This window comes from Hypericibacter terrae (assembly GCF_008728855.1).
Classification (GTDB): Bacteria; Pseudomonadota; Alphaproteobacteria; order Dongiales; family Dongiaceae; genus Hypericibacter; species Hypericibacter terrae.
Map to the genome: position 1 here is coordinate 3,358,277 of NZ_CP042906.1, position 25,231 is coordinate 3,383,507.

The 25,231-nt window shown below is 65.7% G+C and carries 23 protein-coding genes and 1 tRNA gene; 15 read left to right on the forward strand and 9 right to left on the reverse strand.

Going from position 1 to position 25,231, the window contains the following annotated elements:
• The first annotated feature begins 320 nt into the window (after window positions 1-320).
• Entirely contained in the window at window positions 321-1,343 is a 1,023-nt protein-coding gene (locus FRZ44_RS15335) for an ATP-grasp domain-containing protein (RefSeq protein ID WP_191908115.1), read from the forward strand.
• A 22-nt stretch (window positions 1,344-1,365) separates the two neighbouring features.
• Here FRZ44_RS15335 and FRZ44_RS15340 read toward each other — a convergent pair whose 3' ends face one another.
• From FRZ44_RS15340 to FRZ44_RS15350, 3 genes are read right to left on the reverse strand one after another with little or no spacing between them, the layout of a single operon-like run.
• Complete coding sequence (locus tag FRZ44_RS15340) at window positions 1,366-1,728, reverse strand: cupin domain-containing protein (protein ID WP_151178004.1); 363 nt, start codon at window positions 1,726-1,728, stop codon at window positions 1,366-1,368.
• A gap of 32 nt (window positions 1,729-1,760) precedes the next feature.
• On the reverse strand, window positions 1,761-2,663 hold the full coding sequence (locus FRZ44_RS15345) for a DUF1003 domain-containing protein (protein ID WP_151178005.1): 903 nt from the start codon (window positions 2,661-2,663) through the stop codon (window positions 1,761-1,763).
• A gap of 33 nt (window positions 2,664-2,696) precedes the next feature.
• The gene (locus tag FRZ44_RS15350) at window positions 2,697-3,557 is read right to left on the reverse strand and encodes a carbon-nitrogen hydrolase family protein (protein WP_151178006.1); all 861 of its coding nucleotides are present in this window, start codon (window positions 3,555-3,557) and stop codon (window positions 2,697-2,699) included.
• Window positions 3,558-3,758: 201 nt separating this feature from the next.
• Here FRZ44_RS15350 and FRZ44_RS15355 point away from each other — a divergent pair.
• The 3 genes from FRZ44_RS15355 (at window position 3,759) to FRZ44_RS15365 (ending at window position 6,107) form a co-directional block, all read left to right on the forward strand.
• Window positions 3,759-3,834, forward strand: a tRNA-Thr gene (locus FRZ44_RS15355).
• Between the two features lie 504 nt (window positions 3,835-4,338).
• Window positions 4,339-5,493 (forward strand): EAL domain-containing response regulator, encoded by a 1,155-nt coding sequence (locus tag FRZ44_RS15360; protein ID WP_151178007.1) that lies wholly within the window; start codon window positions 4,339-4,341, stop codon window positions 5,491-5,493.
• Between the two features lie 269 nt (window positions 5,494-5,762).
• Complete coding sequence (locus FRZ44_RS15365; protein ID WP_151178008.1) at window positions 5,763-6,107, forward strand: hypothetical protein; 345 nt, start codon at window positions 5,763-5,765, stop codon at window positions 6,105-6,107.
• A gap of 167 nt (window positions 6,108-6,274) precedes the next feature.
• Here the strand turns inward: FRZ44_RS15365 and FRZ44_RS15370 are convergent, their stop codons facing one another.
• The gene (locus tag FRZ44_RS15370; protein ID WP_151178009.1) at window positions 6,275-6,646 is read right to left on the reverse strand and encodes a hypothetical protein; all 372 of its coding nucleotides are present in this window, start codon (window positions 6,644-6,646) and stop codon (window positions 6,275-6,277) included.
• 225 nt (window positions 6,647-6,871) lie between these two features.
• Here FRZ44_RS15370 and FRZ44_RS15375 point away from each other — a divergent pair, with 225 nt between their 5' ends.
• The 9 genes from FRZ44_RS15375 (at window position 6,872) to FRZ44_RS15415 (ending at window position 17,037) form a co-directional block, all read left to right on the forward strand.
• Window positions 6,872-7,756: a proline iminopeptidase-family hydrolase gene (locus tag FRZ44_RS15375; protein WP_151178010.1), complete on the forward strand. Its 885-nt coding sequence runs from the start codon at window positions 6,872-6,874 to the stop codon at window positions 7,754-7,756.
• 113 nt (window positions 7,757-7,869) lie between these two features.
• Window positions 7,870-8,631, forward strand: coding sequence for a helix-turn-helix transcriptional regulator (locus FRZ44_RS15380; RefSeq protein ID WP_151178011.1), 762 nt, complete (start codon window positions 7,870-7,872; stop codon window positions 8,629-8,631).
• Window positions 8,632-8,967: 336 nt separating this feature from the next.
• The gene (locus FRZ44_RS15385; protein ID WP_151178012.1) at window positions 8,968-9,882 is read left to right on the forward strand and encodes a proline iminopeptidase-family hydrolase; all 915 of its coding nucleotides are present in this window, start codon (window positions 8,968-8,970) and stop codon (window positions 9,880-9,882) included.
• Between the two features lie 53 nt (window positions 9,883-9,935).
• Window positions 9,936-11,459: an ABC transporter substrate-binding protein gene (locus FRZ44_RS15390; protein ID WP_151178013.1), complete on the forward strand. Its 1,524-nt coding sequence runs from the start codon at window positions 9,936-9,938 to the stop codon at window positions 11,457-11,459.
• Between the two features lie 157 nt (window positions 11,460-11,616).
• A complete protein-coding gene (locus tag FRZ44_RS15395; RefSeq protein ID WP_151178014.1) occupies window positions 11,617-12,555 on the forward strand; it encodes an ABC transporter permease in 939 nt (312 codons plus the stop codon).
• On the forward strand, window positions 12,552-13,415 hold the full coding sequence (locus FRZ44_RS15400) for an ABC transporter permease (RefSeq protein ID WP_151178015.1): 864 nt from the start codon (window positions 12,552-12,554) through the stop codon (window positions 13,413-13,415). The genes FRZ44_RS15395 and FRZ44_RS15400 overlap by 4 nt, the downstream gene beginning before the upstream one ends.
• On the forward strand, window positions 13,412-14,413 hold the full coding sequence (locus FRZ44_RS15405) for an ABC transporter ATP-binding protein (protein WP_151178016.1): 1,002 nt from the start codon (window positions 13,412-13,414) through the stop codon (window positions 14,411-14,413). The genes FRZ44_RS15400 and FRZ44_RS15405 overlap by 4 nt, the downstream gene beginning before the upstream one ends.
• Complete coding sequence (locus FRZ44_RS15410) at window positions 14,410-15,429, forward strand: ABC transporter ATP-binding protein (protein ID WP_151178017.1); 1,020 nt, start codon at window positions 14,410-14,412, stop codon at window positions 15,427-15,429. The genes FRZ44_RS15405 and FRZ44_RS15410 overlap by 4 nt, the downstream gene beginning before the upstream one ends.
• A gap of 78 nt (window positions 15,430-15,507) precedes the next feature.
• Complete coding sequence (locus FRZ44_RS15415) at window positions 15,508-17,037, forward strand: ABC transporter substrate-binding protein (protein WP_151178018.1); 1,530 nt, start codon at window positions 15,508-15,510, stop codon at window positions 17,035-17,037.
• A gap of 184 nt (window positions 17,038-17,221) precedes the next feature.
• On the opposite strand, the gene FRZ44_RS15420 is transcribed toward FRZ44_RS15415, so the two are convergent.
• The 3 genes from FRZ44_RS15420 to FRZ44_RS15430 all read right to left on the reverse strand — a co-directional run bounded on the left by FRZ44_RS15420 (window position 17,222) and on the right by FRZ44_RS15430 (window position 20,754).
• A complete protein-coding gene (locus tag FRZ44_RS15420; protein ID WP_151178019.1) occupies window positions 17,222-18,250 on the reverse strand; it encodes a histone deacetylase family protein in 1,029 nt (342 codons plus the stop codon).
• Window positions 18,251-18,261: 11 nt separating this feature from the next.
• Window positions 18,262-19,017 (reverse strand): SDR family oxidoreductase, encoded by a 756-nt coding sequence (locus FRZ44_RS15425; RefSeq protein ID WP_151178020.1) that lies wholly within the window; start codon window positions 19,015-19,017, stop codon window positions 18,262-18,264.
• A gap of 123 nt (window positions 19,018-19,140) precedes the next feature.
• The gene (locus FRZ44_RS15430) at window positions 19,141-20,754 is read right to left on the reverse strand and encodes a hypothetical protein (protein WP_151178021.1); all 1,614 of its coding nucleotides are present in this window, start codon (window positions 20,752-20,754) and stop codon (window positions 19,141-19,143) included.
• Window positions 20,755-21,228: 474 nt separating this feature from the next.
• Between FRZ44_RS15430 and FRZ44_RS15435 the strand changes: the two genes are divergently transcribed.
• Window positions 21,229-21,498 carry a histidine kinase gene (locus FRZ44_RS15435; protein ID WP_151178022.1) on the forward strand — a complete coding sequence of 90 codons (270 nt, stop codon included), beginning with the start codon at window positions 21,229-21,231 and terminating at the stop codon, window positions 21,496-21,498.
• Between the two features lie 84 nt (window positions 21,499-21,582).
• Here the strand turns inward: FRZ44_RS15435 and FRZ44_RS15440 are convergent, their stop codons facing one another.
• Both FRZ44_RS15440 and FRZ44_RS15445 read right to left on the reverse strand, forming a co-directional pair.
• Window positions 21,583-23,739: an acetate--CoA ligase family protein gene (locus tag FRZ44_RS15440; RefSeq protein WP_151178023.1), complete on the reverse strand. Its 2,157-nt coding sequence runs from the start codon at window positions 23,737-23,739 to the stop codon at window positions 21,583-21,585.
• Window positions 23,740-23,816: 77 nt separating this feature from the next.
• Window positions 23,817-24,623, reverse strand: a complete 807-nt coding sequence (locus FRZ44_RS15445; RefSeq protein ID WP_151178024.1) for an SDR family oxidoreductase — start codon at window positions 24,621-24,623, stop codon at window positions 23,817-23,819.
• Window positions 24,624-24,885: 262 nt separating this feature from the next.
• On the opposite strand from FRZ44_RS15445, the gene FRZ44_RS15450 reads away from it, so the two are divergent.
• Window positions 24,886-25,206: a hypothetical protein gene (locus tag FRZ44_RS15450; RefSeq protein ID WP_151178025.1), complete on the forward strand. Its 321-nt coding sequence runs from the start codon at window positions 24,886-24,888 to the stop codon at window positions 25,204-25,206.
• Window positions 25,207-25,231: the final 25 nt, after the last annotated feature.

The following is a 25,231-nucleotide window of genomic DNA, read 5'->3' on the forward strand; positions in this document are numbered from 1 at the left end:
CAGCGCAACCAACCTCCGGCCTCGTCGTCATCGCCCCGCCATAATAGGACCTGGCTTTCTTTTCGACCCCGACCGAAGGACCGCTCCGCCTTATCGCCTGCGGGTGGGACTTGATGTTAAGCTGGCTCCGCTTCCGAGTCTGGCCATCGATCAACGCAATCCAGCCTGGTCTCCATGGCACGGCCGCCTTCTCACGCCGCCGCGATAACTGGAAGTGAAGTGCAGGCATGACGGAGCGCCGTCCAACCGTGCCAGAAACAGGCAATCTCCACGTCGGTTCGCCAAAGCGAATCCTGTCCCCATTCGAATCCTGGCATCCGGTGTTGTTCTATGCGCCGGTCATCGTCTATTGGCTGCTCCTGGCCTTGCGCCATCGCAGCCTGACCTTGCCAGCCGTGGCCAACCCGCAGATCGAACATGGCGGGCTGTGCGGCGAATCGAAGACGAAGCTGTTTGCGAGCATGACGCCCGAGGGCCGCGAATGGGTGGCGCCCTATGTCAGCTTCGCCCGCGGCGACGACGGCGAGATCGACCGCGATCTCGGCCGATTGACCGCGCAGCTCGAGGCCGCGGGGCTCGAATTCCCGCTCGTCGCGAAGCCCGACGTCGGCTGCCATGGCGCCGGCGTGCGGCTGGTGCATGATCGCGCCGAGCTCCGCGCCTATTTGCGCGCCTTCCCGGCGAACGAGCGTCTGCTGATCCAGCATTTCGTCGATCATGAGGGCGAAGCCGGCATCTTCTATGTCCGCCGGCCGAACGACGCGGTCGGCCGGATCTTCTCGATGACGCTGAAATATTTCCCCACCGTCGTCGGCGACGGCAAATCGACGCTCGGGCAGTTGATCCGGCGCGACCCGCGCGCGGGCCGTCTGGCCCATCTCTATCTGCCGCGCCATCAGCACCGCATCCACTGGGTCCCGGCCGTAGGCGAGCCGGTACGGCTCGTGTTCGCCGGCAATCACTGCAAGGGCGCGATGTTCCGCAATGGCGGCCGCCTGGTGACGCCGGAACTGGCGGAGCGGATCGACCAGATCGCGCGTACCATCCCCTCCTTCCATTTCGGGCGGTTCGACGTCCGTTTCCGGTCGCTGGGCGAGCTGATGCAGGGCGAAGGCTTCACCATCGTCGAGTTCAACGGCGGCGGCAGCGAAGCGACCCATATCTGGGATCCCGACACCACGCTGTTCTCGGCCTATCGGGATCTGTTCGCGCAGACCCGGATCCTGTTCGAGATCGGGGCCGCCCATCGCGAGGTCGGTCACGAGCCGGCGGGCTGGCGCGTGCTGCTGGGATTGTGGCTGCGCGAGCAGCAGCTCAAGCGCGCCTATCCGATCACCGAGTGACGGCCCCGGGGGCTCCCGCCCCTCATTCAACCGGCTTTTCCAGCGTCTCCACATAAACCAGCAGCGTGCAGCCGCCGGGCGTATGCGATTCATGCTGCGTGCCGGCGCGCAAGAGCACCATGTCGCCGCGGCGATAGCGGGTGCCGTCGCGCTCGATCAGCTCTCCGTCCAGCACATAGAACATCTCGTCGGCGGTATGTTCATGCGCCGCCGACAGGGTGCCGGGCTCCATGCGGATGACATGGAAGCCGGTGCCGGGCACCCGCGTCTCGTCCAGCGGCAGATAGCTCATGCCCTCATAGACGAGACCGGGGGCGTCGAAGGACCGATAGGGATCCGACAGCAGGTTGCGCACGATACGGTCGCCAGCCTCAATCGGTTTCATCCGGCCTTCTCCTTGGAAAGCAAGCCCGTCGATTACCGGTCCAGATCGCGTTCGATCCGATTGAGCCGCTTCAGCAGCTCCGCCTGCAGATTGTCGATCTTGTCATGCAGATGCGAGACCTCGAGCTCGGCCTTGAGGTTGACGTCATATTCGATATCGGTGCGGATCCGGTCCTTGGAGGCCTGCCGGCTCTGGCTCAACAGCACGATCACGCTGAGGAAGATCGCCTCCAGCGACACGCACATCGTCAGCAGGCCGAAGGGGAACGGGTCGAACGCCTCCAGGCCCGGGATCACGTTCCAGCCGATCCAGGCCGCGAACAGGACGCCATGCAGCACCAGGAAGGCGAAACTGCCGCTGAACTCGGCGATGGCGTCGGTCGCCCGCTGGATCAGGGTCGCATGCGAGGCCATCACGTCGTTGGCGTTGCGCACGGCGGCCTGGCGCAGCCGCTGGTCGGTGGCGCGCAGGCGCCCGGCCATGACCGCCATCATGTCGAGCGCCGCCTCGGGCCGCGCCCTGACGAAGCGCAGCAGGGCACCGCGATCGAGCACCAGGAGATGGGTCGCCGCCGTGGCGATGGCATTGGCCGTGCGCGGTCCCTGGTCCAGGAGCGAGAGCTCGCCGAACAGCTCGCCGGGGCCGGCATCGTGAAGCACTATCTTTTGCCCGAGCTTGTCGGTGGTGGCGAGCTCGACCGCCCCTTCGCAGACGATATACATGCGCTCGCCGGTCTCGCCCGTCCGGAACAGCATGTCGCCCTCGGCGGCGTCCTGCTCTTCGACGAAATCCGCGAGCATCGTACGGTCGTCGGGATCGAGGCGCGAGAAGATCGGTACGCGGCCGATGGCCTCGACCTTGTGGACCAGATCCGCCGTCGCGTCCGAGGTCTCGTCGCTCGGCGGCGACGTGATGGTGCTGCTCTCTGCCGTCATGGTGTGCGGGTCGGAAGGCCGAAGCCGGCCGCCCTATTCTCCGGCCGCGGCGAACGGCACCAGACGCTCGGGCGCCTGGAACGGACGGTCATGCCGCAGGGCCGGGATCATCTGGCGGGCCTCCTCGACCTTGGCGGGGTCGATCTCGGCCATCGCATAGCCCACCTTGTCGCCGGCATCGGCGAGAACCTCGCCCCAGGGGCTGACGATCAGCGAATGGCCGAAGGTGCGCCGTCCTTCGGCATGGATCCCGCTCTGGGTGGCAGCGAAGACATAACTCCCGGTCTCGATCGCCCGGGCCCGAACCAGCACATGCCAATGGGCGAGGCCGGTCGTGTAGGTGAAGGCGGCCGGAATCCCGAGATAAGCCGCCCCGCCCTGGGCCAGCGCGCGGAACAGCGCCGCAAAGCGCAGGTCGTAGCAGATCGAGAGCCCCATCTGGCCCCAGGGGAGTGCCGCCAGCACCGCCTTGTCGCCCGGCGCCACGGTCGCCGATTCCTTGTAGGCATGGCCGTCTTTGATCGCCACATCGAACAGATGGATCTTGTCGTAGCGCGCGGTGATGCGGCCTTCCGGATCGATCACGAAGGCCCGGTTCGCGACCCGCGAGGCCCCCTTCTCCTTGATCAGCAGCGATCCGACATGGATCCAGCGCCCGAGCTCGCTCGCCAGACGGCGAAAGGCGGCAAGCCCCGGATCCTCCGCCTCGGTCACGGTCTTGCGCAGCACGGCCGCATTGTCGGGCTCGATCATCGTTGCCATCTCGGGCAACTGGATCAGGTCGGCGCCATCCTTCGCCGCCGCGCGGATCAGCGGCTCGATCGCCGCGATCGAGGGCGCCATCTCGCGCTCGGCGCAGTTCTGCACGACGGCGACACGGAAACGGTTGGACATGGGGCGACCTCGTGCTCGCTCGATGAAGGCCCTGGCGCGTCAGCGGCAAAGCCGCCCCGGGCGCCGGCAGGGAAACCATATCGCGCAGCCCAGGTCGGAACAACCACCCCCGTCCCTCCCGCGGGCTCCGCGAAGCGGTTGACAGCGCGCCCATTCTGGTTCATCCGAAGCGCGGTTTTCCGGCTTCGTCCGGCTCAGGATGCCCCTATAGCTCAGTTGGTAGAGCACCTGATTTGTAATCAGGGGGTCGGCGGTTCAAGTCCGTCTGGGGGCACCATCTTTTCGATCGGGCGGCCCATACGCCTTCAAGCGCGGACCGCCAGGCGCGGCTGGATCGATCGGCGACAGTCGCATTCTCGACGCTCGCCGCAGCATTCGAAATTTCTGGCCGACCTGCATCGCTGTCTCGAGCCACAGCGAACTCCGTGAAGCGGTCGAACGACCCGGCCCAGGGGCGCCCCGATGGCGTTCGCTCCTGCCGCCATGCGGGCCCCCGCTGTCGCCGCGAAACTCGTCCAAATTGGGACCAAACCGCCGATCCATTGGCGGTTTCCCCCTATCCAACGATAGCGAAGTGCCGGGAAACGGTTACCGGTAATCCTTCCCAGGATCAAATCTCAATGAAATCAATCCGCTGTTGATCGCCACGGCGGAATCGTCGTTAACTGACGGTTTGGACAGTTTTGCTACGCTATTCCCACGGTCGTGCCTTCAACCCTAGGAGTGAAATGACGCGAAGCGCGTTTGGGCAGAGCGCGCGCTTCAGTTGAGGGAATTCATCATGGCAAAACATAAAGTGGTTGTGCTGGATGACGAACCAATGATCCGGCATTTGGTCGCAGAAATCGCCCAAACCTGCGGCTGGGAAACCTTCGATACCGGAGATCCCGAAGTCTTCGAGGCGGAGGTCCGCAGACGGCCCCCTGCCGCGGTCGTGCTCGACCTGGTCATGCCGAATGTCGACGGCATCGAAGTCCTGAGGGAACTCGCCGCTGTCCTCACCGGCATCCCCATCTTGATCCTCAGCGGGATGGATGGCCGGTTGCTGGAAACCGCGATGCAGCTCGGCCAGGCGCGTGGCCTGACCATGGCCGGATGCATTCAAAAGCCCTTCCGCGCCGATGCCCTGAGCGCGCTCCTGCAGAAGGTCGCGTCCTGCCGGGGCGAGATCAGCGAGGCGATGCTGGAGGAGGCCGTCGAACGCGAGGAGCTCGATCTTCACTACCAGCCCTATCTCGATCTGCAGTCCCGCCGGATCATCGGCGCCGAGGCACTGGTGCGCTGGCAGCATCCGCAGCGCGGCCCCATTCCCCCGTCCGCCTTCATTCCCATGGCGGAGAAGAGCGCACTGATCGGCAAGGTGACGGATCTCGTTCTGGCGAAGGCCGTCGCTCAGGCGGCCCGGTGGAACGACCGACTGGCGCCGCTCGACATATCGATCAACCTCTCGGCCCGCAGCATCCAGGATGTCACCTTCCCCGAGCAGATCCTCCGGCTGTGCCGGCAGCATTCGCTCAATCCGGCCCGCATCGTCTTCGAAATCACCGAAACGGCGGCGATGCAGGATCCGGTCATGCTGATGGACGTGCTCACCCGGCTCCGCTTGAAGGGCATCCGGCTTTCGATCGACGATTTCGGCACGGGCTATTCTTCGCTGGCGCAGTTGCGCCGATTGCCGTTCTCGGAATTGAAGATCGACCTGTCCTTCGTCTCCACGATGATGGCCTCGCGCGACAGCGAGATCATCGTCAAGACGATCATCGACATGGCCCGCAATCTGGGCCTGCGGACTGTGGCCGAGGGGGTGGAGACGCCGACGATCCTGGAACGGCTGGGTGAGCTCGGCTGCAATGTCGCGCAGGGCTACTTGATCGGCCGCCCGATGACGGCGCCGCAGATCCCGTCTTTCCTGGGAAACTACGCAGCCGCCCAGTAAACCGCCGACGGCCTGCCCGCGCCCCCGCTCTTCTGAAGGGTACCGGCAAGCCGGTCGTCCGAGGCCTGCGCTCTCCTTCGGAAGTCCGGAGCCTGCGCGGCCGGCGGCCCTAAGTAGAAATACGCCAATCTCTCTGGTACTGTTTCCTGAAGAACTAAAGGCGATAGATTGCTATATTTAGAATTATTTATGAGTTACAATGGGTCAATAAAATTACTTCATCAATAATTTGAGAGGTATTCACCTTTCAAATGAAAGGAGATTCTCGAATGAAGATTCCTCCCTCGACCGGGCCAGCCCTCGTCGGCGTGCTCGTCGGCGCGGTGGCCGTCATGATTCTCGGCTTCAGCTTCGGCGGCTGGATGCTCGGCAGCTCGGCGCAGAAGATGGCCGACCAGCGCTCGGCGGTCGCCGTGATCGACGCCCTCGTCCCCTTCTGCGTCACCCAGTCGAAAGCCGATCCCACCGGTTCGGCCAAGCTGGTCGAGCTCCAGGCGATCACCTCGACCTATGAGCGTCGCGATTTCATCATGAAGGCCGGCTGGGCAACGACACCGCCGACCGAGGCGCCGAACAGCGACCTCGCCATGGCCTGCTCGAAGGTCCTTTCCTGACCGGTTGTTGATCGCCGCTGAAAGCCGCGCCGATCAGGTCGGGAAACCACCCGTCACCACCAGCACCGGCAGACGCCGCTCAGGCGACCCCGGCAGCCTGCGGGCGAACCGCCAGCTGGCGCTTCGCCCGCGTTTGCCGGTTCTCTGCATTCGACCTCGTGCGGGCCTTACCGCTCGCCGAAGCCGCAGAAGGTCTCGTCGGACCCGATCTGCTGGCTCGGAAGCGTCGGGGCTCCCGTGCAGTCATTGAAGAAATTCGGGGTCCTCGAGGTCGGATGAAGGTTCGGCGTCTCGGGATTCTGCCGCAGCAACGGCTCCCGGAACGTCGACAGCGCACCGTCGCGGCTCGATGCCGGGGCCGTCATCGATCCCGAGGGGGAAAGGCCCATGGGGACCTGCGGGGCGAACTGGGCGCCCGGATTGAGCAGATCGACGCCATGCATGTCGTTTTCCGCGGCCCAGGCGGAGGGGCCGGTGCCGAGGGCCGCTACCGCGAGCCCGAACGTCAATCCGGCGACTGCGAAGAATTTAGAGACCATGTTGAAAACCTCAGTTCAGTGTGGCCCCCATGCCGGACATCTGGTGTGTCTCGCGGTTTGGGCAATCATACGATGGTCGCGACCCGCTCCTCCGCCTGACCTCCCCTTGACGATTTCGCCGCTTCAGCCCAGGCTTCACCCGCCGCCTGAAGAAGAGGAAATTCATCAAGCAATCCCAGGAACATGGCGGCCGATGTGAAGACACCGGACAGAAGGGGGACCACCATGCCGAGCCGCCAGCCGGATGCATCGACCCGGGTCGGGGTCGATGGACACGAGGTTGTGACCTACAGTTACGGTAGCGGGAGCGAGGTCCTGTTCCTGTTGAACGGTGGCCCCGGATTGCCATCCCTTTATCTGCGCGAGCCGCTGCTGCGGCTGCTCGACGAGGGTTACCGCATCGTCACCTATGACCAGCTCGGCTGCGGCGCGTCGGACCGTCCCACCGATCCCAAGCTCTGGACCATGGCGCGCTATGTCGCCGAGGTGGAGACCGTCCGCAAGGCGCTCGGGCTGGGGCCGGTTCATCTGCTCGGCCATAGCTGGGGCGGATGGCTCGGCATCGACTACACGCTGACCCACCCGGCCGCGATCAAGACCTTCATCCTCTCCAACACCTGCGGGGACATGCCCCACCTGGTCGGCGAGCTGAACCGGTTGCGCGCGGCCCTGGGGGCTGAGACCGTCGCGATGATGCAGCATCACGAGGCCGATGGAACGCTCGACCATCCGGAATATCAGGCGGCCGTCACCATCCTCAATTACCGGCATGTCTGTCGCTTGCAGCATTGGCCGGAGCCGGTGTCCCAGTCGCTGGGGGACTGGAACATGGGACCCTATGCGACCATGCAGGGCCCGAACGAATTCCTCTATATCGGCAACCTCAAGGACTGGAACCGCATCCCGGACATGCACCGGATCACGCAGCCCTGCCTGATCCTCACCGGCCATTTCGACGAACTGGGCCCCCCTTGCGCGATGCGGATGAAGCATGCGCTCCCCCATGCCGAGCTGACGGTCTTCCCCAACAGCTCCCACATGCCGATGTATGAGGAGCCGGATGCTTATCTGGCAAGGGTTTCGGCGTTTCTCGGACAGCATCGCGGCTGAGCCTGCGCCGGGTTTGACCGCCGAAGGCGCCGCGCCCTATTGTTGACGGGAGGGCGCCCGGAAACCTTGCGCAAGCGGCGCCGCTGGCAGGGGAGCCTCGTCCGCTGGACGACGTGATCGACAGTTTCGCCGACAAGATCGAGAGCGCCGACAGTCTCGAGCGCTGCCTCGATCTGCTGCTCGAGGCCGTTGTCCCGATCGGCTTCTCCTCCGTCATCTACGACTATGCGCCGGTGCCGGTCGCGCATGACGGGAGGATGATTCGGCCGAATCTGCTGAATGCGCGCAACGTGCCGGCGGATTTCGCCGGGCTCTGGGCCGACCATGAATATTACCGCATCGACCCGGTCCAGCAGATGTGCATCGACTGCAATCTGCCGTTCGTCTGGTCGTTCCAGGGCGTCGACGATCATATCCTCGAACGCCCGCTGACGCGCGAGCACCAGCCGGTGGTGGCGTATCTCAAGGATACGCATCTGAGCTGCGGCGCCACGGTGCCGATCCATTCGCGCGACGGCAGCCTCGCGACCGTCACCGCAATTCGCGTCGGCGCCGAGCGGGGCTTCGAGCGCGTGGCGCGGCGTGAGCTGGCGACGCTCAGCTTCCTCGCCCACTTCATGCATGAAGCGGCGCTGCGCAGCTTCGACGAGGAGACGCGCCGCTGCCATGCCGTCTCTTTGAGCGCGCGCGAGATCGAATGCCTGCGCTGGGCGGCCCGCGGCAAGACCGCCGAGGACATCGCCGAGATCCTGGACCGCGCGCCGGCCACGGTCTGCCTCCATCTCAACAACGCCCAGCACAAGCTCGGCGCCCAGAACCGCGCCCAGGCCATCGCCCGCGCCGCGCATTACCGGCTTCTGGGCGCGGGGCTGTGACGGAGCAGGCGACGACTGCCACCTCCGTTCCTCTCCGCCCGGGTAGCGGGGGACAGGGATGCGAAGGGTTGGCGCAAGCGGAGCTTGCGCTTACCCGAAGCTGGGAGAGATGGGTCTTTCTTTCCCGCACACCCTCTCCCAGCTTCGGGTCAGTCTGCGCTTCGCCCCGACTAACCCTGCGCAACCCTCCCCCTCACGAATGAGGGGGAGGACAGGACGTTCGTGCCCTATCAGTTCTGCTAGTTGTCCCGCCCCTCCTCTGGTCCCTAGCCTGACATAGGCCTCAAGCGGCATTCCGCGCCGGGCCTGTTTCCAGACATTGGGACCCGAGAGATCATGGCCGCGCTCAATCCGCCCCTTCCCGCCGATGCCCGTCCGCCCGACGAGACCTTCCGGGTCAAGATCGATGGCCATGAGGTCCAGGTCTACAGCTACGGTCGCGGGCCCGAGGTCCTGTTCTGCCTCAATGGCGGGCCGGGCCTGCCTTGCGATTATGTGCGCGAGACCCACAGCGTCATGGCGGACCATGGCTATCGCGTCGTGGTCCATGACCAGCTCGGCACCGGGCGCTCCGACAAGCCGAAGGATAAGAGCCTCTGGACCCTCGCCCGCTATGTCGAGGAGGTGGAGACCCTGCGCCGGACGCTGGGGCTGGGCCGCGTCCATCTGCTGGGGCAGTCCTGGGGCACCTGGCTGGGCTTCGAATATCTCCTGACTCACCCGAACGGCGCCAAGAGCTTCATCTGCGCCAACGGGACCGCCGAGATCCCGCTGCATCTGCGCGACCTGGAGCGGCTGCGCGGGGCGCTCGGACCCGAGACGGTCGCGATGATGGCGCGCCACGAGGCCGAGGGCACGACCGACCATCCGGCCTATCAGGGCGCGGTCCAGGTCCTGAACTACCGCCATGTCTGCCGGCTCGACCATTGGCCGCCGGCGCTGATGCGCTCGATCGACGGCATCAACATGGACATCTACGGCACGATGTGGGGGCCGAACGAGTTCACCTGCACCGGCAATCTCAAGGATTGGGACCGGCTCGCCGACCTGCCGCGCATCGAGCAGCCCTGCCTCGTGCTGTGCGGGCATCATGACGAGCTGACGCCCGACAGCGCAGCACGCATCGCCCGCCGGCTCAAGAAGCCCACGCTCAAGATCTTCAGGAACAGCTCGCATATGCCGTTTTTCGAAGAACCCGCCGACTACATCGCGACGCTCAGGAGCTTCCTCGACCAGCATCGGGGCGGCTGACGAAAAGGCCGCTCGCGAACGGGCGGCGCCTAGGACCGGGAGGAACCTCGACCATGATTTCCGCAAAGCCACGACATCTTCTGTCGGCATTTCTCGTCGCCGCCGCCCTGCTGTTCACCGCAGCCCAGGCCTCGGCCGGCGGCGTGCTCAAGATCGCCCGCGAGCAGGACAGCACGACCTTCGATCCCATCTATACGATCCTGGCGCCCGACATCTGGGTCTTCAACCAGTTCTATTCGACCCTGGTGCGCGCCAACGCGACCGCGACCGACATCGAGCCGGATCTCGCCGAAAAATGGGAAATCTCGGCCGACGGCACGGTCTACACCTTCCATCTGCGCGAGGCGAAGTTCTCCGACGGCACGCCGGTCCTCGCCAGCGATGTGGTTTTCAGCCTGCTGCGCGCGCGCGATGACGAGAAATCGGTGCTGCGCTCGATGTTCTCGCCGATCGACAAGGCCGAGGCGCCCGACGACCGCACCGTGGTGCTGAAGCTGAAGGGTCCGAGCGCGCCGCTCATGTCGACGCTGGCCATGTTCGCCGCCTCGGTCCTCCCCGAACATGCGGTCAAGGCCGAGGGCGAGGGCTTCGGCGAGAAGCCGGTCGGCTCCGGCGCCTTCGTCCTCAAGGAATGGAAGCGCGGCGACCGCATCATCCTGGCGCGCAATCCGCTCTATTGGGAGAAGGGGCTGCCCAAGCTCGACGGCATCGAGTGGATCTATGTGCCCAACGACAACACCCGCATGCTGAAGCTCAAGGCCGGCGAGGTCGATGCCGCGACCTTCGTGCCCTGGAACCAGATCAAGGAGCTCCAGGCCGACAAGAACATCCAGGTCCAGCTCGACAAATCGACCCGCATGGATCACATCCTGGTCAACCACGCCCACAAGCCGCTCGACAACAAGCTGGTGCGCCAGGCGCTCAACATGGCGATCGACCAGAAGGCGATCGTCGACGTCGTGACCTCGGGCTACGGCACCGTCGCCAACTCCTTCTTCCCGCTCGACGGTATGGACTACAACCCCGACAACCCGAACTACCCCTACGACCCGGCCAAAGCGAAGAAGATCCTGGACGAGCAGGGCGTGAAGGATCTGACGCTCAATTTCGCGCTGGTGGCGGGCGACACCGCCCATGACCAGATCGGCGTGCTGGTGAAGGACCAGCTCGCCAAGGTCGGGGTGGCGGTCAATCTGGTGAAGATGGAGGGCGGCCAGCAATGGGACGCGCTCGTCAATGGCGACTACGACATCGGCGTGATGTGGTGGGTCAACGACGTGTTCGATCCGGACGAGAAGGCGCAGTTCTGTGTCTCGGGCGATCCGGAGAACCGGTCCTACTACACCAACTACAAGAACCCGGTCGTGACCGACCTGGTCAACAAGGCTGCGGTCGAGCAGGACCCGGCCAAGCGCAAGCAGATGTATTTCGACATTCAGCGGCTGGCGAAGGACGATGTTCACTGGATCGACCTCTATTACAGCCCCTTCCGCAACGCCTCGCGCGCGAACGTGACGGGCTTCGTCCAGAACCCGCTCGGGCGCTACATGCTGGAGACGGCCGACATCACCAACTGAGCGGGGCCGAGGCGGCATGAGGGCGGCGACCCCGGACGGGATCGCCGCCCTCTGTCTTGTCGGACAGGCTTCGCGCGCCCTGGAGCGCGACAGGGAAGGCCGATAGGATTGCCGCCAGCGCTTTCCTGACGCGGATCACCGGGATCACTTCACGGGCATGGGCCGATATCGCTTCATTCTCTGGCGTCCCCTGCAGCTGGTGCCGGTGCTGCTCGGCGTAAGCCTGATCAGCTTCCTGCTGGTGCATGCGATTCCCGGCGATCCGGTGCGGATCCTGCTGGGCACGCGTGCGACCGCCGCCGTGATCGAGGCGACCCGCGCGCAATATGGCCTCGATCAGCCGCTCGCCCTGCAATATCTCTACTTCCTCAAGAACCTCGCCGCCGGCGAGTTCGGCAAATCGATCATCTTCAAGATCGGTATCCCGAAGCTGGTGGTGAGCCGGATCGTCCCGACCCTGTTCCTGCTCGGCTATGCGATCTTCATGTCGGTCGTCATTGCGATCGGCTTCGCCGTGCTGGCGGCCGTCTATCGGGGCCGATGGCCCGACCAGGTGGTCCGGGTCTATTCGACGGCGGGGCTCGGCCTGCCGGCCTTCTGGCTCGGCATTGTGCTCATCATCCTCTTCAGCATCGAGCTCGGTTTGTTTCCAGTGTCCGGCTATGGCGAGACCCCGCTCGATCATCTCCATCATTTGTTCCTGCCGGCCCTGACCATCGCGCTCGCGCTCTCGCCGGTGCTGATCCGGAACCTGCGCGCGAGCCTGCTGGCCGAGATGGAGGCGGATTACGTGAAGGCCGCGCGTTCGCGCGGGCTCTCCGAGGCCAAGATCTTCCGGCGTCATATCTTCCGCAACTCGCTCATTCCCACCATCACGCTCCTGGGCGTCAATGTCGGCTGGCTCATCGGCGGGACGGTCGTGGTCGAGCAGGTCTTCTCGGTGCCGGGGCTGGGCTCGCTGATGGTGAGCTCGATCTTCGCCCGCGACTATCTGGTGGTGCAGGTGGTGACCCTGGCCTTCGCGCTGGCCGTCATTCTCACCAACTTCATCGTCGATATCGTCACGGTCGCGCTCGACCCGCGGGTCAAGCTATGAGCCTGACGCCCGCCCACCGCGCCGCCACCCTGCCGTTTCGCCTCGCCGCGCACGGGCTTGCGGCGCCCACGGCGCTGAAGCTGGGCGCCGCCATCTCGTGCGCCTGGCTGTTCCTGGCGGTCGCCGCCCCCTTGATCGCGCCTTACGATCCCATCGTCCAGGATCTGGGCCAGACCCTGCGCCCTCCGAGCCTCGCCCACTGGCTCGGCACCGACAATTTCGGCCGCGACGTGCTGACCCGCATCATCTGGGGCGCGCGCCTGGACCTCGCCATGGGTCTCCTCGGCGTGATCGTTCCCTTCATCCTCGGCAGCGCCGTCGGCCTCGTCGCCGGCTATTTCGGCGGCATCGTCGATACGCTCCTGATGCGCCTCCTCGACATCACCATCTCCTTCCCCTTCTTCGTGCTGGTGATTGCGATCATCTCGGTGCTGGGGGCCGGCCTCGTCAGCTTCTTCATCGCCGTTTCGCTGGTCGGCTGGGTCAGCTACGCACGGCTGATCCGGGGCCAGACCCTGGTGCTCAAACATAGCGACTTCGTGCTCGCGGCCCGCAATCTTGGCTATGGCCGCCTGCGCATCATGGCGCGGCATATCCTGCCCAACGCCGTGCTCCCGGCGATCGTATTCTCCATGTCGGACGTGGTGCTGACCATCCTGCTGGGCTCGTCGCTCTCCTATCTCGGCCTCGGCGTCCAGCCGCCCGCCGCCGAATGGGGCGTCATGATCGCCGAGGGCCAGACCTTCCTCGCCAGTGCCTGGTGGATCAGCTTCTTCCCGGGCCTCGCCATCGTCACGCTGGCGCTGGGCTTCAGCCTCCTGGCCGACGGGCTGGCCGAGACCCTGGGGATCCGGGAATGAGCGCGGCCCTGATCGAGGCGCAGGATCTGACGGTCGATATCGAGACGCGCAGCGGCCGCCTGCGGCCGGTCGATCATGTCTCCTTCGCCTTGCGCGCGGGCGAGATCATGGGCCTCGTCGGCGAGAGCGGTTCAGGCAAATCGATGACCTGCCGCGCCCTGATGCGCCTCCTGCCCAGCCGCCAAGCCCGCATCGCTGCCGGCCGCGTCGTCTTCGAGGGCCGCGATATCGCGGCCCTGCCGGAATCGGAGATGCGCGCCCTGCGCGGACCGAAGATGGCGATGATCTTCCAGAATCCGTCCTCGCATCTCGATCCGGTGATGACGATCGGCGAGCAGATCACCGAGGCCGTGCTCAGCCACGAGAAGATCGGCCGGAAGGCGGCGCGTGACCGGGCGGCCGACCTGCTGCGCCAGGTGGGATTTCCGGACCCGCGGCGCCAGCTCGACGCTTATGCCCATCAGTTCAGCGGCGGCATGCGCCAGCGCGCCATGATCGCGGCGGCGCTCGCCTGCCGGCCTCAGCTGCTGATTGCCGACGAGCCCACCACCGCGCTCGACGTCACGGTGCAAGCGCAGATCCTGCGCTTGCTGCTCGATCTTCGCGACCGCACCGGCCTGGCCATCATTCTCATCACCCATGATCTCGGCGTGGTGGCCCAGACCTGCGAAAGCGTTGCGGTGATGTATGCCGGCCGGATCGTCGAGCGCGCCAGGAAGACCGACCTGCTGCGCCGCCCCTTGCACCCCTATACCGAGGCCCTGATGCGGTCGCGGCCGGAGTCCGTGCCGCTCGGCAGCCTCCTGCCCTCGATCGAGGGCCAGCCGCCGGCCCTGTCGCAATTGCCGCCAGGCTGCCGCTTCCATCCGCGCTGCCCGCATTGCCGGCCGCTCTGTCGCGAGACGGACCCGGCCCTTGTGGGCGCGGGCAAGGATCGGGCCAGCGCCTGCCTGCGCTGGGAGGATCTCTATGCCCTGCCGGCGGGAGGCCGCGCATGAGCACGCTGCTCGAGACGAACGACCTGACGGTCGAGTTTCGGGAGGGCGGCCTCGGTGCGCTGCTCAACCCTGCGAGCGCCCGCGTCACCCATGCGGTCAATGGTGTTACGCTCTCGATCGTGCCCGGCGAGACCATGGGCCTCGTCGGCGAGAGCGGCTGCGGCAAGAGCACGCTGGGCCGGGCGATGCTGCGCCTGGTGGACGCCAAGAGCGGCAAGGTGCAGTTCGACGGCACCGACCTGACCGCCCTCGATCCGGCCCGGTTGCTGGGCTTCCGTCGTCGCGCACAGATGATCTTCCAGGACCCCTTCGCCGCGCTCAATCCGCGCCTCACCATCGGCGACACGCTGGCGGAGGTGTTTCGGGTTCATCGGCTCTGCCCGTCCGGCGAGGTCGCGGAGAAGGTCGCGGATCTGATGCAGAGCGTGGGCCTGTCCCCCGACCTGGCGTCGCGGCGGCCCGCGGCACTTTCCGGCGGCCAATGCCAGCGGGTCGGCATCGCCCGGGCGCTCGCGGTCGGCCCCGAGCTCCTGATCGCCGACGAGGCCGTGTCGGCGCTCGACGTCTCGATCCAGGCCCAGATCCTCAATCTCCTGACCCAGCTCTGCGCCGAGCGGCATCTGGCGCTCATCTTCATCTCACATGACCTGGGCGTGATCCGGCATCTCTGCCGGCGCGTCGCGGTCATGTATCTGGGGCGCATCGTCGAGGAAGGCCCGACCGAAACCGTGTTCTCGAGCCCGCGCCATCCCTATACCGAGGCCCTGCTGGCCTCGATCCCGCGGATGGCGCCGGACGGCAGCCTGCCGCCGCCCCGCCTGCTGGGCGAACCGCCCAGCGCCACCCGCCTGCCCGCAGGCTGTGCATTTAATCCTCGCTGCGCCAAGGCCTTCGACGCTTGCCGCGCCGGCGCGCCCCCGGCTCACCGCCGCGACGGACCGGTCCGCGTCGCCTGCCATCTCTACACCGATGACAAATTGGCGACCCACCGTCCCTTCGCCGCCGGGGACCATTGACGCTGACCCGCCGCCGCGCGCCATAATTCCCGCCAAGGACGGCGCCGAGGCCGTCCGCCATTCGACGGGAGACTTCACATGGCCGCCATCATCCGCCGCGTTGCGGTGGTTTCGCTCCTGTTGCTGTCCGTGCTCCTGCTCGGCGCCGGCCCGGCTCACGCCGGCGGCACGCTCAAGATCGGCCGCGACCAGGACAGCACCACCTTCGATCCGATCCTGATCAGCCAGAATGCCGACCTCTGGGTGATCATCAACGCCAACGAGATGCTGGTCCGGAACAATTTCGACGGCACGGCGATCGAGCCGGACCTGGCGGAAAGCTGGACCGTCTCGCCGGACGGCCTGACCTACAGTTTCAAGCTGCGCGACGGCCTCAAATTCAGCGACGGCAGCCCGCTCAAGGCGTCGGACGTGAAGTTCAGCCTGGAGCGCGTGCGCGACACGAAGGAGTCGGTGTTCGGTGCCATGTATGCGCCGATGAAATCGATCGACACGCCCGACGACCGCACCGTGATCATCACACTGAGCCAGCCGACGGCGCCGTTCCTGACCTTCCTCGCCCTGTTCTCGGCCGCCGTGCTGCCCGAGGACGCCGTCAAGAACCACTATGACGACTGGCTGGAGCATCCGGTCGGCGCCGGCGCCTTCAAGATCACCGAATGGAAGCGCGGCGAATCCATCACCCTCGACAAGAACCCGAACTACTGGGAGGGCCCGGCCAAGCCCAAGCTCGACCAGGTGCAGTGGATCTATATCCCGAACGACAACACCCGGATCCTCAAGCTGCAGGCGGGCGAGATCGACGCGATGATCTTCGTGCCCTTCAACCGCATCGACGAGCTGAAGCAGGATCCGAAACTCGAGGTCCATCTCGACAATTCGAGCCGCGAGGACCACCTGCTGATCAATCACAGCCATCCACCGCTGGACAAGAAGGAGGTCCGTCAGGCGCTCTGCATGGCGATCGACCTCGATGCGATCGTCAAGACCGTGACCTTCGGCCATGGCACGCCCGCCAACTCCTACATTCCGCAGGGCGGCATGTTCTACAACCCGGACAATCCGCGCTGCCCCTATGACCCGGCCAAGGCCAAGGCCATCCTGGAAGCGGCCGGCGTGAAGGATCTTTCCCTCAAGCTGCTGATCTCCTCGGGCGACGTCACCCACGAGCAGCTCGCCGTATTGTTGCAAAGTCAGCTGGCCCAGGTTGGCGTCACCGCCAACATCGAGAAGCAGGAGGTGGGTCAGGCTTGGGAGACCGAGATCTCGGGCGACTACGATCTCAGCGTCAACTACTGGACCAACGACATCATCGACCCCGACGAGAAGACGTCCTTCAGTCTCTATGGCGATCCGGACAACCTCTCCTATCACACGCGCTACAAGAATCCGGAAGTGACCAAGCTGATCGACGAGGGCCGCGCCGAGCTCGATCCCGAGAAGCGCAAGGCGATCTATTACAAGATCCAGGCCATCGTGAAGGACGATGTCCATTGGATCGATCTCTACTACTCGCCCTACCGCAATGCGTCCCAGATCTATGTGAAGAACTTCACCCAGAACCCGCTGGGGCGATTCACGCTGGAAGATACGGAGATCGTGAAGTAGCCCGCGCAGGCATTGAGTTCGTGGCACCCCTCCCCCTAACCCCCTCCCGCAAGGGGAGGGGCGTGGAAAACACAAAGCGCATCCCGCGACTGGATGCAGAATGATGACAAGCGAGAAATCAGAAACTGAATCACGCCCCTCCCCTTGCGGGAGGGGCTAGGGGGACGGGTCTCGTAGAACTCGCTCAGCCCCGCCCCTCCTCGAACCCCTTCAGGCTCGCCACCAGATTCCGCCCCAGCTCCGGCGAGGGATAGCCGCCCTCCTGCACCAGCACGGTCGGCAGCTTGAGACCGCCGATGCGCCGGCAGATCGCCTCGAAGCCCGGCGTCGTCACCTTGAGGCCCGCCAGCGGATCGCCTTCGAAGGCGTCGAGGCCCAGCGCCACCACCAGCGCGTCGGGCGCGTAGGCGCGAATCTCGGCAAGGCCCTGCTCCAGCGCCGCCAGGAAAGGCGCGTCGCCACTGCCGAGCGGCAGCGGGAGATTGAGATTGTAGCCCTCGCCCGCCCCTTCGCCCCGCTCCGCCGCATGGCCCCAGAAGAAGGGGTAGAAGTTCGCCGGATCGGCATGGACCGAGACCGTCTGCACGTCGGCGCGGGCATAGAAGATGCCTTGCGTGCCGTTGCCGTGATGGAGATCGACATCGAGGATCGCGACGCGCGATGCGTGGCGTCGCAGCTCGGTCGCGACGATCGCGCAGTTGTTGAGATAGCAGAAGCCGCCCGCCATATCGGCGAAGGCATGGTGCCCCGGCGGACGGCAGAGCGCATAAGCCGCAGAGGCGCCGCCCTGAACCAGCCGCGCCGCATGCACCGCCGTGTCGGCGCTGGCGACGATCGCGGGCCAGCTCCCGGCCGCGATCGGACACGCCGTGTCGGCCATGTGGTGCCCCGCCTGGCCGACGATGCTCTCGGGGTATCCGCCCTTCAGCCCGTTGGGATGGACGTTGGGAATCACTTCGGGCGAGGCACCGGGCAAGGCCTGCCAGCGTTCATGCGCCGTCTCGAGGAAGCGCAGATAGCGGGGTGTATGAACGGCGGCGCGCGGGCCCGCGCCATAGCTTTTCGGCCGCACCAGCCGATGGCCATGGCGCTCGGCCGCCTCCTTCAACACCGTGGCTCGTGCCGGAATCTCGGGACAGGGCTGGCGCTGGCCGCGCACCAGGAATCCCGACGGGTGATGGCCCAGCTGCGCTTCGGCGAAAACGATCTGCATGGCGTGGCCGCTCACCAGGCCAGAATCTTGCGGTCGCGATAGAAGCCACCCGTGGGACCGCCCTTCGGCAGCGTGGCGAGCCAAACGGCCGTATCGGCGCCTTGCGCCAGGCTGCGGGTGGCATAGGGCCCGCCCATGTCCGATTTGACCCAGCCCGGGCACATGCAGTTCACCAGGATGTCCTTGGCCTTGGGATCCTTCGTCAGCTCGGCGGCGAAGATCGCCGTCACGGCATTGAGGCCCGTCTTGGCGATGCGGTAGCCCGCTTCGCCCACGCCCATGCCGGTCAACTGCCCCGAGCCGCTCGACACATTGACGATCCGGCCGCGCTTGCGCGTCTTCATCATCGGCAGGATCGCCTGGATCAGCTGCAGCGGCCCGTAGAGGTTGGTCTCCATCGTCTCGCGCACCTTCGACATCGGTTCGGTCTGGATGCTGTCGATGGGCGAGCCGGCGGCGTCATAGCCGCCCTCGAGATAGATGCCGGCATTGTTCACCAGCACGTCGCAGCCGCCGAACTCACTTTCCAGATGACGCGCCAGCGCGCGGATCCGCTTGGCGTCCGTGACGTCGAGCTTGAAGAACTCGACCGGCCCCGCCTTAGGGCCCAGCTCCTGCTTCAGCGCCTTGGCGGCTGCCCTGCCCTTTGCCGCGTCGCGCGCCGTCAGCACCACATGGAAGCCCTGTTCCGCCAACTGGCGACAGATTTCGCGACCGATCCCCCGATTGCCGCCGGTCACGACGGCGACGCCTTTGGCGTTGGCCATTCCCCAGTCTCCGCAATTGCCCGAACTCTCAGGCTGCGGAGTTTGACGAGAAGAAAGAGAGGCGTCCAGTGCGGACGGGCGCGGGCCGGCCGATCGAGAAAGAGCGCGTGACGGGCGCATCGTTCAGGTCGTGCCCGGCCCCGCCGCCTTCGGATTCAGCCCTGCCGGCAATTCCCTCGTCGCCGTCGCGGCCGCCGGCCGCACCATACGGTTGCGATACCAGTGCGGAACCGTGGCGCCGAGGAATACGCCGATCAGGAACGATACGCTGCAGGGAAATTGCCAGGGCGGCGGCGCCGGCAGGGGACAACCCGGGACCGGCGGGATTGCGCCCCTGATATCGCCCAGAGCCTGCACGATGTAATAGGCGATGCCGGCCTGGGCGACCCCCTGGGCCAGCCCCTCGGCATAGCGCGTCCATTTCGGCGCGCGCTGCGGGTCGGCCGCATAGTTGTCGGCCAGCAGCGCCAGCAAGACCGTTTCGATGAAGGACATCGCGAGCCATGGCGAAGACGCGAGCGACAGCGAGATGGAACAGTCGAAGTTCATGTAGAGCAGCGAACGGAAGACGAAGCCGATGGCGGCGGCGGCGATGATCGCCAGGACCCCGGACACGAAATAGCCGATCACCGGACGCATTCCGACCTTCTGGATATTGGCGAAGCCCCAGAACTGCTTCGGCATGATGGCGCAGTAGATCGCGACGCCATTGATGATCGCGACCAGAAGCGCCATGCCGAACAGCCGATGCACTTTGACCTCATAGCCATTGAGCACGAACCCGAGCAGCGACAGGCCCGTGAAGAAGATCAGGAAGACCGAGGTGGCGAAGGTCACGATCTTGGTGGCGCTGAGCCCGGCCTCGGCCCCCTCCGGGATAACGAACCCCAGATCGCGTATCACGGCCTCGCGTTCGCGACGGGTCCGGATGTTGTGCAGCAGAGCCCGGGCCAGAAAGTCGCAGATCTCCCGATTGAGCGCCTGGCAATCCGCAAGAATGCGCTTGCGCAACTCGCCATGGGCGCGCGCCACCGCATCCGTGCCGCCCTTTTCCGGCAGCGCGAAGATCGCGGCGAAACGGCTCGTCAGTTTGACGAGGTCGTCGAGTTTCTTGAAGATTCCGTCGAAATCGTCGCGAAACTGCACGCAATCCCCGGAAAATCTCTCGTGGCTCTCCCACTGCTTGAGGCGTGTCCCGAGATACAGCACGCGATTGAAGATATATTCCGGCTCGTCCGGCGCGTTGGCTTTCAGAAAGGCCTGCAGCGCTTCAGGCGATTCGAGCTGGGCATCGACATAGCGCGCGGAATCCGCGGCGGCCGCCGACTCGATCTGCAATCTGGCATCGCGCAGAAGCGCGGCAAGCCGGCGAACCTCGACCGGAATATTGCCGAGCGCGCGGAAGCGATCGAGGAGAAACTTGTCGATCTGGGAGATGACCGGAGAGTGCGGCAGCAGGGTCGTCATGACCAGGGCCGCGACCAGCGGCGCCGATATGCCCTCGATCCCCTCCGGAATCTGTGTCGGGTCGCCGCCGGCAAGAAGCTTCAACACCTCGGGCGAAGCGTGGACCAGTCCCGACATCAGCACGAGGAGCAGGAGATTGCAGGTGACGTAGGCGATTTCCGCGAAATAGAACTGCCCGATGGTCGTCGAATAGCGGCTGTTCGACGGCGTGTTGAAGCGGCTATGCGCGAACACGATCACCAGCAGAACGGCGAAGGCCCAATTGTACATGGCATCATGCCTTTGCTCGAATTCGGGCCGCTCGACGACCGCATGAAGATGTCCGCGCTTCTCGGCGCGACCTTCCTGCGATGTCGACCGGCACGCGGCGGTCGGCTTGGCCAGACCGTCGAACGAAATTCGACACGGGCTCCATGTCGCAAGGCGGAAGTCTAACAGACGGCCTGCCCGTCCCGAAATACGCATCGGCGCCGGTTCGGCCGGATTCGCCCCTCGACGATGTCGTTGCGCCGATGCAGGCGTTAACAAAAGTGAATGAAATCCTACCCGCGAATGGCCAGCGCCCTTGCCCCATGCATTCCCGCAAGGCCGTTCCTTGGGCGATCGACCAAGCATCGCAGGGACCCCGCAAATGGGCGAGTCCGGCGGCTGGAACACGGTAACCGAATGCTTACTCTTGCGGCCTAGCATCGGGCATAAGCGGCCCCGACCCATTCGAGGCCTGGCAAGGAAGGACCCTGTCCCGTGACCCGCTTTCTCGTCACGCCCGAAAACCCCACCGGCTGGCGCCTCGAGGATATCCTCAGCGAGATCCAGAAGGACATCATCCGGCGTTGCAGCAAGATCCTCGAAGATCCGAGCCCCGTCGCAGCCCCGGTGCGATACAACAATGTCCGGATCATGGGCATGCTGACCGAGTGCATCAAGCTGGCGGAGGATTCCTCGCGCCTCTTGAACACGCTCGGACCGAGCCAGGCCGCCACTGGCGGGCCCCCGCGCATCGGCCTGCCCTGACGCCCCTGTAGGTTCCGTTTTCTCGATCTGACCGGGTTTGGCTGGCGACCGGCTTCCCCGAAGGCGGAGCCGCGCCGACGGAGTTCAAACGCCCATCACCACCAGCGCATCGACCGCAACGACGCCTTTGCCCTGCGGCAGCACCATCAGCGGATTGACGTCGAGCTCGACCAGCTTGTCGCGATGCGCATAGGCGTAAGCCGCGATCGCCATCACCGCGTCGACCGCCGCATCGATATCGCCGGCGGGCTTGCCCCGATAGCCTTTCAGCAGCTTGGCGATCTTCAACCCGGCGACCGCCTTGGCCACATCCTCCCGCACGGTCGGCAGCAACAGAGTCGCTGCGTCTTCGACCATCTCTACCAGGATGCCGCCGGCGCCGACGACGAGGATCAATCCGAACTGCGGGTCGCGCTTCACGCCGACGATCAGCTCCGCGACCACATCCGAAACCATGCGTTCGATCAGGAACCGCTCGGGCCGGGCGCCCGGTTTGTAGCGCGCCAGATTCTCGCCAATCGAAGCCACCGCCGCCTTCACCTCGTCGGCGCTCTTGAGATTGAGCTTGACCGCGCCGGCCTCGGTCTTGTGCGCCAGCACCGGCTCGGCCAGCTTGGCCACCACCGGAAAGCCCAGAGCCGCCGCCGCCAGGCCCGCGTCGGCGGCGCCGACCAGGCGATTCTCGGGCACGGTCAGGCCTTGCGCCTTCAGCGCGGCCTTGCCCTCGGCCTCGCCCAGCAGGCGGGTGGCGGTCGGTATCGGCGGCAGGTCCGGCAGCAGCGCCGCATCGATCGCGCCCGGCTTCATCAGCGTGCGACGGCGCTGCCCGAAGCGTGCAGCCCCGGCAAAGGCGTCGATCGCGCTCTGCAGACCCTGCAGCGGCGTGCCGCCCGACTTGACCACATGATCGCGGGCCTCGATCGGCATCAGCTCCGACAGCGAGCTCGTCACGAAGGCCGGCTTGCCATGGATCCGGCCCGCCCGGATGACCGCGTCGGTCGCGATGAAACAGGCGTCGTAGCCGCTCTTGTCGTCGACCGGGAAATCGATCACCAGCATCGCCGCGTCATAGTCGCCATGCAGCGCCGTCTCGAAGCATTTCTCGAGTTGCTCCTTATGGCCCCAGAGCGAGGTGTTGTAGTCGAGGGGATTGGAGACCGAGGCGAAATGCGGCAGCTGCTCGCGCAGCGAAGCCGCGGTCTTCGGCGGAAACTGCGGGAGCTCGACGCCGACCTCGGCCGAGCGGTCGGCGGTCATCAGGCTGTCGCCGCCCGAGCAGGTGAAGACCACCATGCGGTTGTTCTCGGGCGCGCCGGAGATCGCCAGCAGCTTCGCCGTCTCCAACAGCTCCGAAAGCTCGCGCACGCGCACGACACCCAGGCGGTCGAAGAGCGTGCTGTAAAGCTTGTCGTTGCCGGCGAGCGAGCTCGTATGGCTCATCGCCAGCTTGCTGCCCAGCTCCGAATTGCCGGCCTTGAGCGCCACCACTGGCTTGCCCGCCTTGAGCGCCTTGAGGGCCGCCCGCGCGAAACGCGCGGCGTCCGGCATGCCCTCCATATAGAGGCCGATCACCGAGACCAGCGGGTCGTCCGCCAGGCACTCGATATAGTCGGCGATGTCGAGGACCGCCTGATTGCCGCAAGTGATGACGTAGGACAGCGGCACCGACCGCTGATGGTTGGTCAGGTTGAGCGCGATGTTGCCGCTCTGCATCACCAGCGCGACGCCGCCCTTGGACCGGGCCCAGCCGGGGCCCGAGGCGAACATGGCGACGCCATCGACATAGTTGAGCAGGCCGTAGCAATTGGGGCCCACCACCGCGAGATCGCCGGCCGCCGCCACCAGCGCCTTCTGCAGTTCCTTGCCCTCCTCGCCCACCTCGGCGAAACCGGCGGCGTAGCAGACTGCCCCGCCCGCTCCCATGCGCGCGAGCTCGCCCACCATCTCCACCGTCATCTCGCGCGGCACCGCCAGAAACACGGCATCGGGCGGCTCCGGCAGATCGGCCAATGTCTTCACGCAAGGCAGACCGGCAATCTCCGGATATTTCGGATTGACCGGCCAGATCTTGCCGGAGAAACCGGCCTTCTGGCAGAGCTCGATCGGAACGGCGACCCCCTGGCCGCCGACGAAGGCGACATGGCGGGGCGAGAGCAGGCGGCGCAGATTGGCCAGGCGGCGTTTCTGCCGGTCGTCGGTCGCGGAGGCGGACATGGGCGTCGGATCGATCGCGATGTTCATGGGAAGGGTTCGAGAGCCTTATCGAGGGTCCAGTCTGGCCGAGACGGGCCGGGCTGGCTAGGCGGGGCCGGCAGGGCTCATGCGGCAGCCACCGGACCTATCAGATGTTCGCCGCCATCCAGAATCAGCGTTGTGCCCGTCATGTAATCGCCCGCCGGCGACACGAGGAAGGCGACGAGCTGCGCCACCTCTTCGGGCCGGCCCATGCGCTTGACCGGCAGCCGCTGGATGTCGGCCGCCATTTCTGCCGCATCATATTGCGAGAGAGCGGGCGTTTCGATGGTGCCGGGTGCTACCGCATTGAGGAGGATGCCGTGCCTGGCCCAAGCGAGCGCCAGGGACTTGGTGAGGTTGATGACCCCGGCGCGTGCCGCCCCCGCATGGGCCGAGCCGGGCAGACCTTGAAACAGCGAGAGGACGATATTGACGATCCGCCCCGCCCGCTGGGCAGCCACCAGCCGCTCCGCCACCGCCTTGGTCACATGCCAGGTGCCGTTCAGATTGAGATCCACCACGGCGCGGAATCCATTGGCACTGATCGCCAGCGGTTCGGCGTTGAACTGACCGCCCGCATTGTTCACCAGAATGTCGGGCAACCAGCCGTCGGCCTGCAGCCGATCCAGGAGCAGGCCGACCTCGGCCTCCTTGCGGATGTTGAGGGGCTCGGCGCGGGCGACGATACCGGCCTCGCCGAGATCGGCGGCCGCGCGTGCCAGACGGTCGCCGTCGCGCGCGGCAATGACGACCCGGGCGCCCAGTGCGCCCAACTCCCGCGCGATCGCCAGACCGATGCCGGTGCCGCCGCCGGTCACGAGGGCCGTGCGTCCGGCGAGCAGGTCGGCTCGGAAGATCGTGGAAGAGGCGTCGCGGACGGGGATGGGCATGAGGGAGGGGCCTGGAAACCGACAAGAAACCGGCTGAGAGCCCCGGCTCATCGGGCGGGGAACCGCTTCTTAGCCGGTCTGGCGCAAACCGTCGAGGGCAGGACGCCTGGAGCCACCGGGTGCCTGCCCCGGATTGGCCACAATTGATGCGCAGCGGCCGTTAGCCGCGGACCAAAAGAGAACGGGCGGCCCGCGATTGACGCCGCCCACAGCCAAGGCGAGGATGCCGCCATTGCGCACCATTTTAAGGACGTCTCCCCTCATGTTCCGGTCCTTCGCCGCCGCCTTCGGCCTCACCCTCGTCCTGTTCGCAGGACCCGTCCGTGCCACCGAGATTCCGAAAGACCAATCGGACAAGGACTACAAGGAATGCATCGATAGCGCGCACGACAAGAAGTACAGCGACGATAAGTGGGCGGCCTTCTGCAAGTGCAATGTGGATGGCACCAAGGCGCAGTTCACCTATGAGGAATATCAGAAGCTTCTCAGCGATATTAACGCCGGTACCTTGGCCAACCAGGATTCGCTGAACAAATTTAAGTCGATCGCCTCGGGCTGCAGCGCAAAGACGCTCCAGCCTTAAGACAAGCCGAGGCAGGGACGAGCAG

What these genes read in the sequence shown, in the direction of transcription:
- FRZ44_RS15340 (WP_151178004.1), bottom strand. Translation starts at nt 1,728, where the DNA reads ATGAAACCGATTGAGGCTGGCGACCGTATCGTGCGCAACCTGCTGTCG.
- FRZ44_RS15345 (WP_151178005.1), bottom strand. Translation starts at nt 2,663, where the DNA reads ATGACGGCAGAGAGCAGCACCATCACGTCGCCGCCGAGCGACGAGACC.
- FRZ44_RS15350 (WP_151178006.1), bottom strand. Translation starts at nt 3,557, where the DNA reads ATGTCCAACCGTTTCCGTGTCGCCGTCGTGCAGAACTGCGCCGAGCGC.
- FRZ44_RS15360 (WP_151178007.1), top strand. Translation starts at nt 4,339, where the DNA reads ATGGCAAAACATAAAGTGGTTGTGCTGGATGACGAACCAATGATCCGG.
- FRZ44_RS15365 (WP_151178008.1), top strand. Translation starts at nt 5,763, where the DNA reads ATGAAGATTCCTCCCTCGACCGGGCCAGCCCTCGTCGGCGTGCTCGTC.
- FRZ44_RS15370 (WP_151178009.1), bottom strand. Translation starts at nt 6,646, where the DNA reads ATGGTCTCTAAATTCTTCGCAGTCGCCGGATTGACGTTCGGGCTCGCG.
- FRZ44_RS15375 (WP_151178010.1), top strand. Translation starts at nt 6,872, where the DNA reads ATGCCGAGCCGCCAGCCGGATGCATCGACCCGGGTCGGGGTCGATGGA.
- FRZ44_RS15385 (WP_151178012.1), top strand. Translation starts at nt 8,968, where the DNA reads ATGGCCGCGCTCAATCCGCCCCTTCCCGCCGATGCCCGTCCGCCCGAC.
- FRZ44_RS15390 (WP_151178013.1), top strand. Translation starts at nt 9,936, where the DNA reads ATGATTTCCGCAAAGCCACGACATCTTCTGTCGGCATTTCTCGTCGCC.
- FRZ44_RS15395 (WP_151178014.1), top strand. Translation starts at nt 11,617, where the DNA reads ATGGGCCGATATCGCTTCATTCTCTGGCGTCCCCTGCAGCTGGTGCCG.
- FRZ44_RS15400 (WP_151178015.1), top strand. Translation starts at nt 12,552, where the DNA reads ATGAGCCTGACGCCCGCCCACCGCGCCGCCACCCTGCCGTTTCGCCTC.
- FRZ44_RS15405 (WP_151178016.1), top strand. Translation starts at nt 13,412, where the DNA reads ATGAGCGCGGCCCTGATCGAGGCGCAGGATCTGACGGTCGATATCGAG.
- FRZ44_RS15410 (WP_151178017.1), top strand. Translation starts at nt 14,410, where the DNA reads ATGAGCACGCTGCTCGAGACGAACGACCTGACGGTCGAGTTTCGGGAG.
- FRZ44_RS15415 (WP_151178018.1), top strand. Translation starts at nt 15,508, where the DNA reads ATGGCCGCCATCATCCGCCGCGTTGCGGTGGTTTCGCTCCTGTTGCTG.
- FRZ44_RS15420 (WP_151178019.1), bottom strand. Translation starts at nt 18,250, where the DNA reads ATGCAGATCGTTTTCGCCGAAGCGCAGCTGGGCCATCACCCGTCGGGA.
- FRZ44_RS15425 (WP_151178020.1), bottom strand. Translation starts at nt 19,017, where the DNA reads ATGGCCAACGCCAAAGGCGTCGCCGTCGTGACCGGCGGCAATCGGGGG.
- FRZ44_RS15430 (WP_151178021.1), bottom strand. Translation starts at nt 20,754, where the DNA reads ATGTACAATTGGGCCTTCGCCGTTCTGCTGGTGATCGTGTTCGCGCAT.
- FRZ44_RS15440 (WP_151178023.1), bottom strand. Translation starts at nt 23,739, where the DNA reads ATGAACATCGCGATCGATCCGACGCCCATGTCCGCCTCCGCGACCGAC.
- FRZ44_RS15445 (WP_151178024.1), bottom strand. Translation starts at nt 24,623, where the DNA reads ATGCCCATCCCCGTCCGCGACGCCTCTTCCACGATCTTCCGAGCCGAC.
- FRZ44_RS15450 (WP_151178025.1), top strand. Translation starts at nt 24,886, where the DNA reads ATGTTCCGGTCCTTCGCCGCCGCCTTCGGCCTCACCCTCGTCCTGTTC.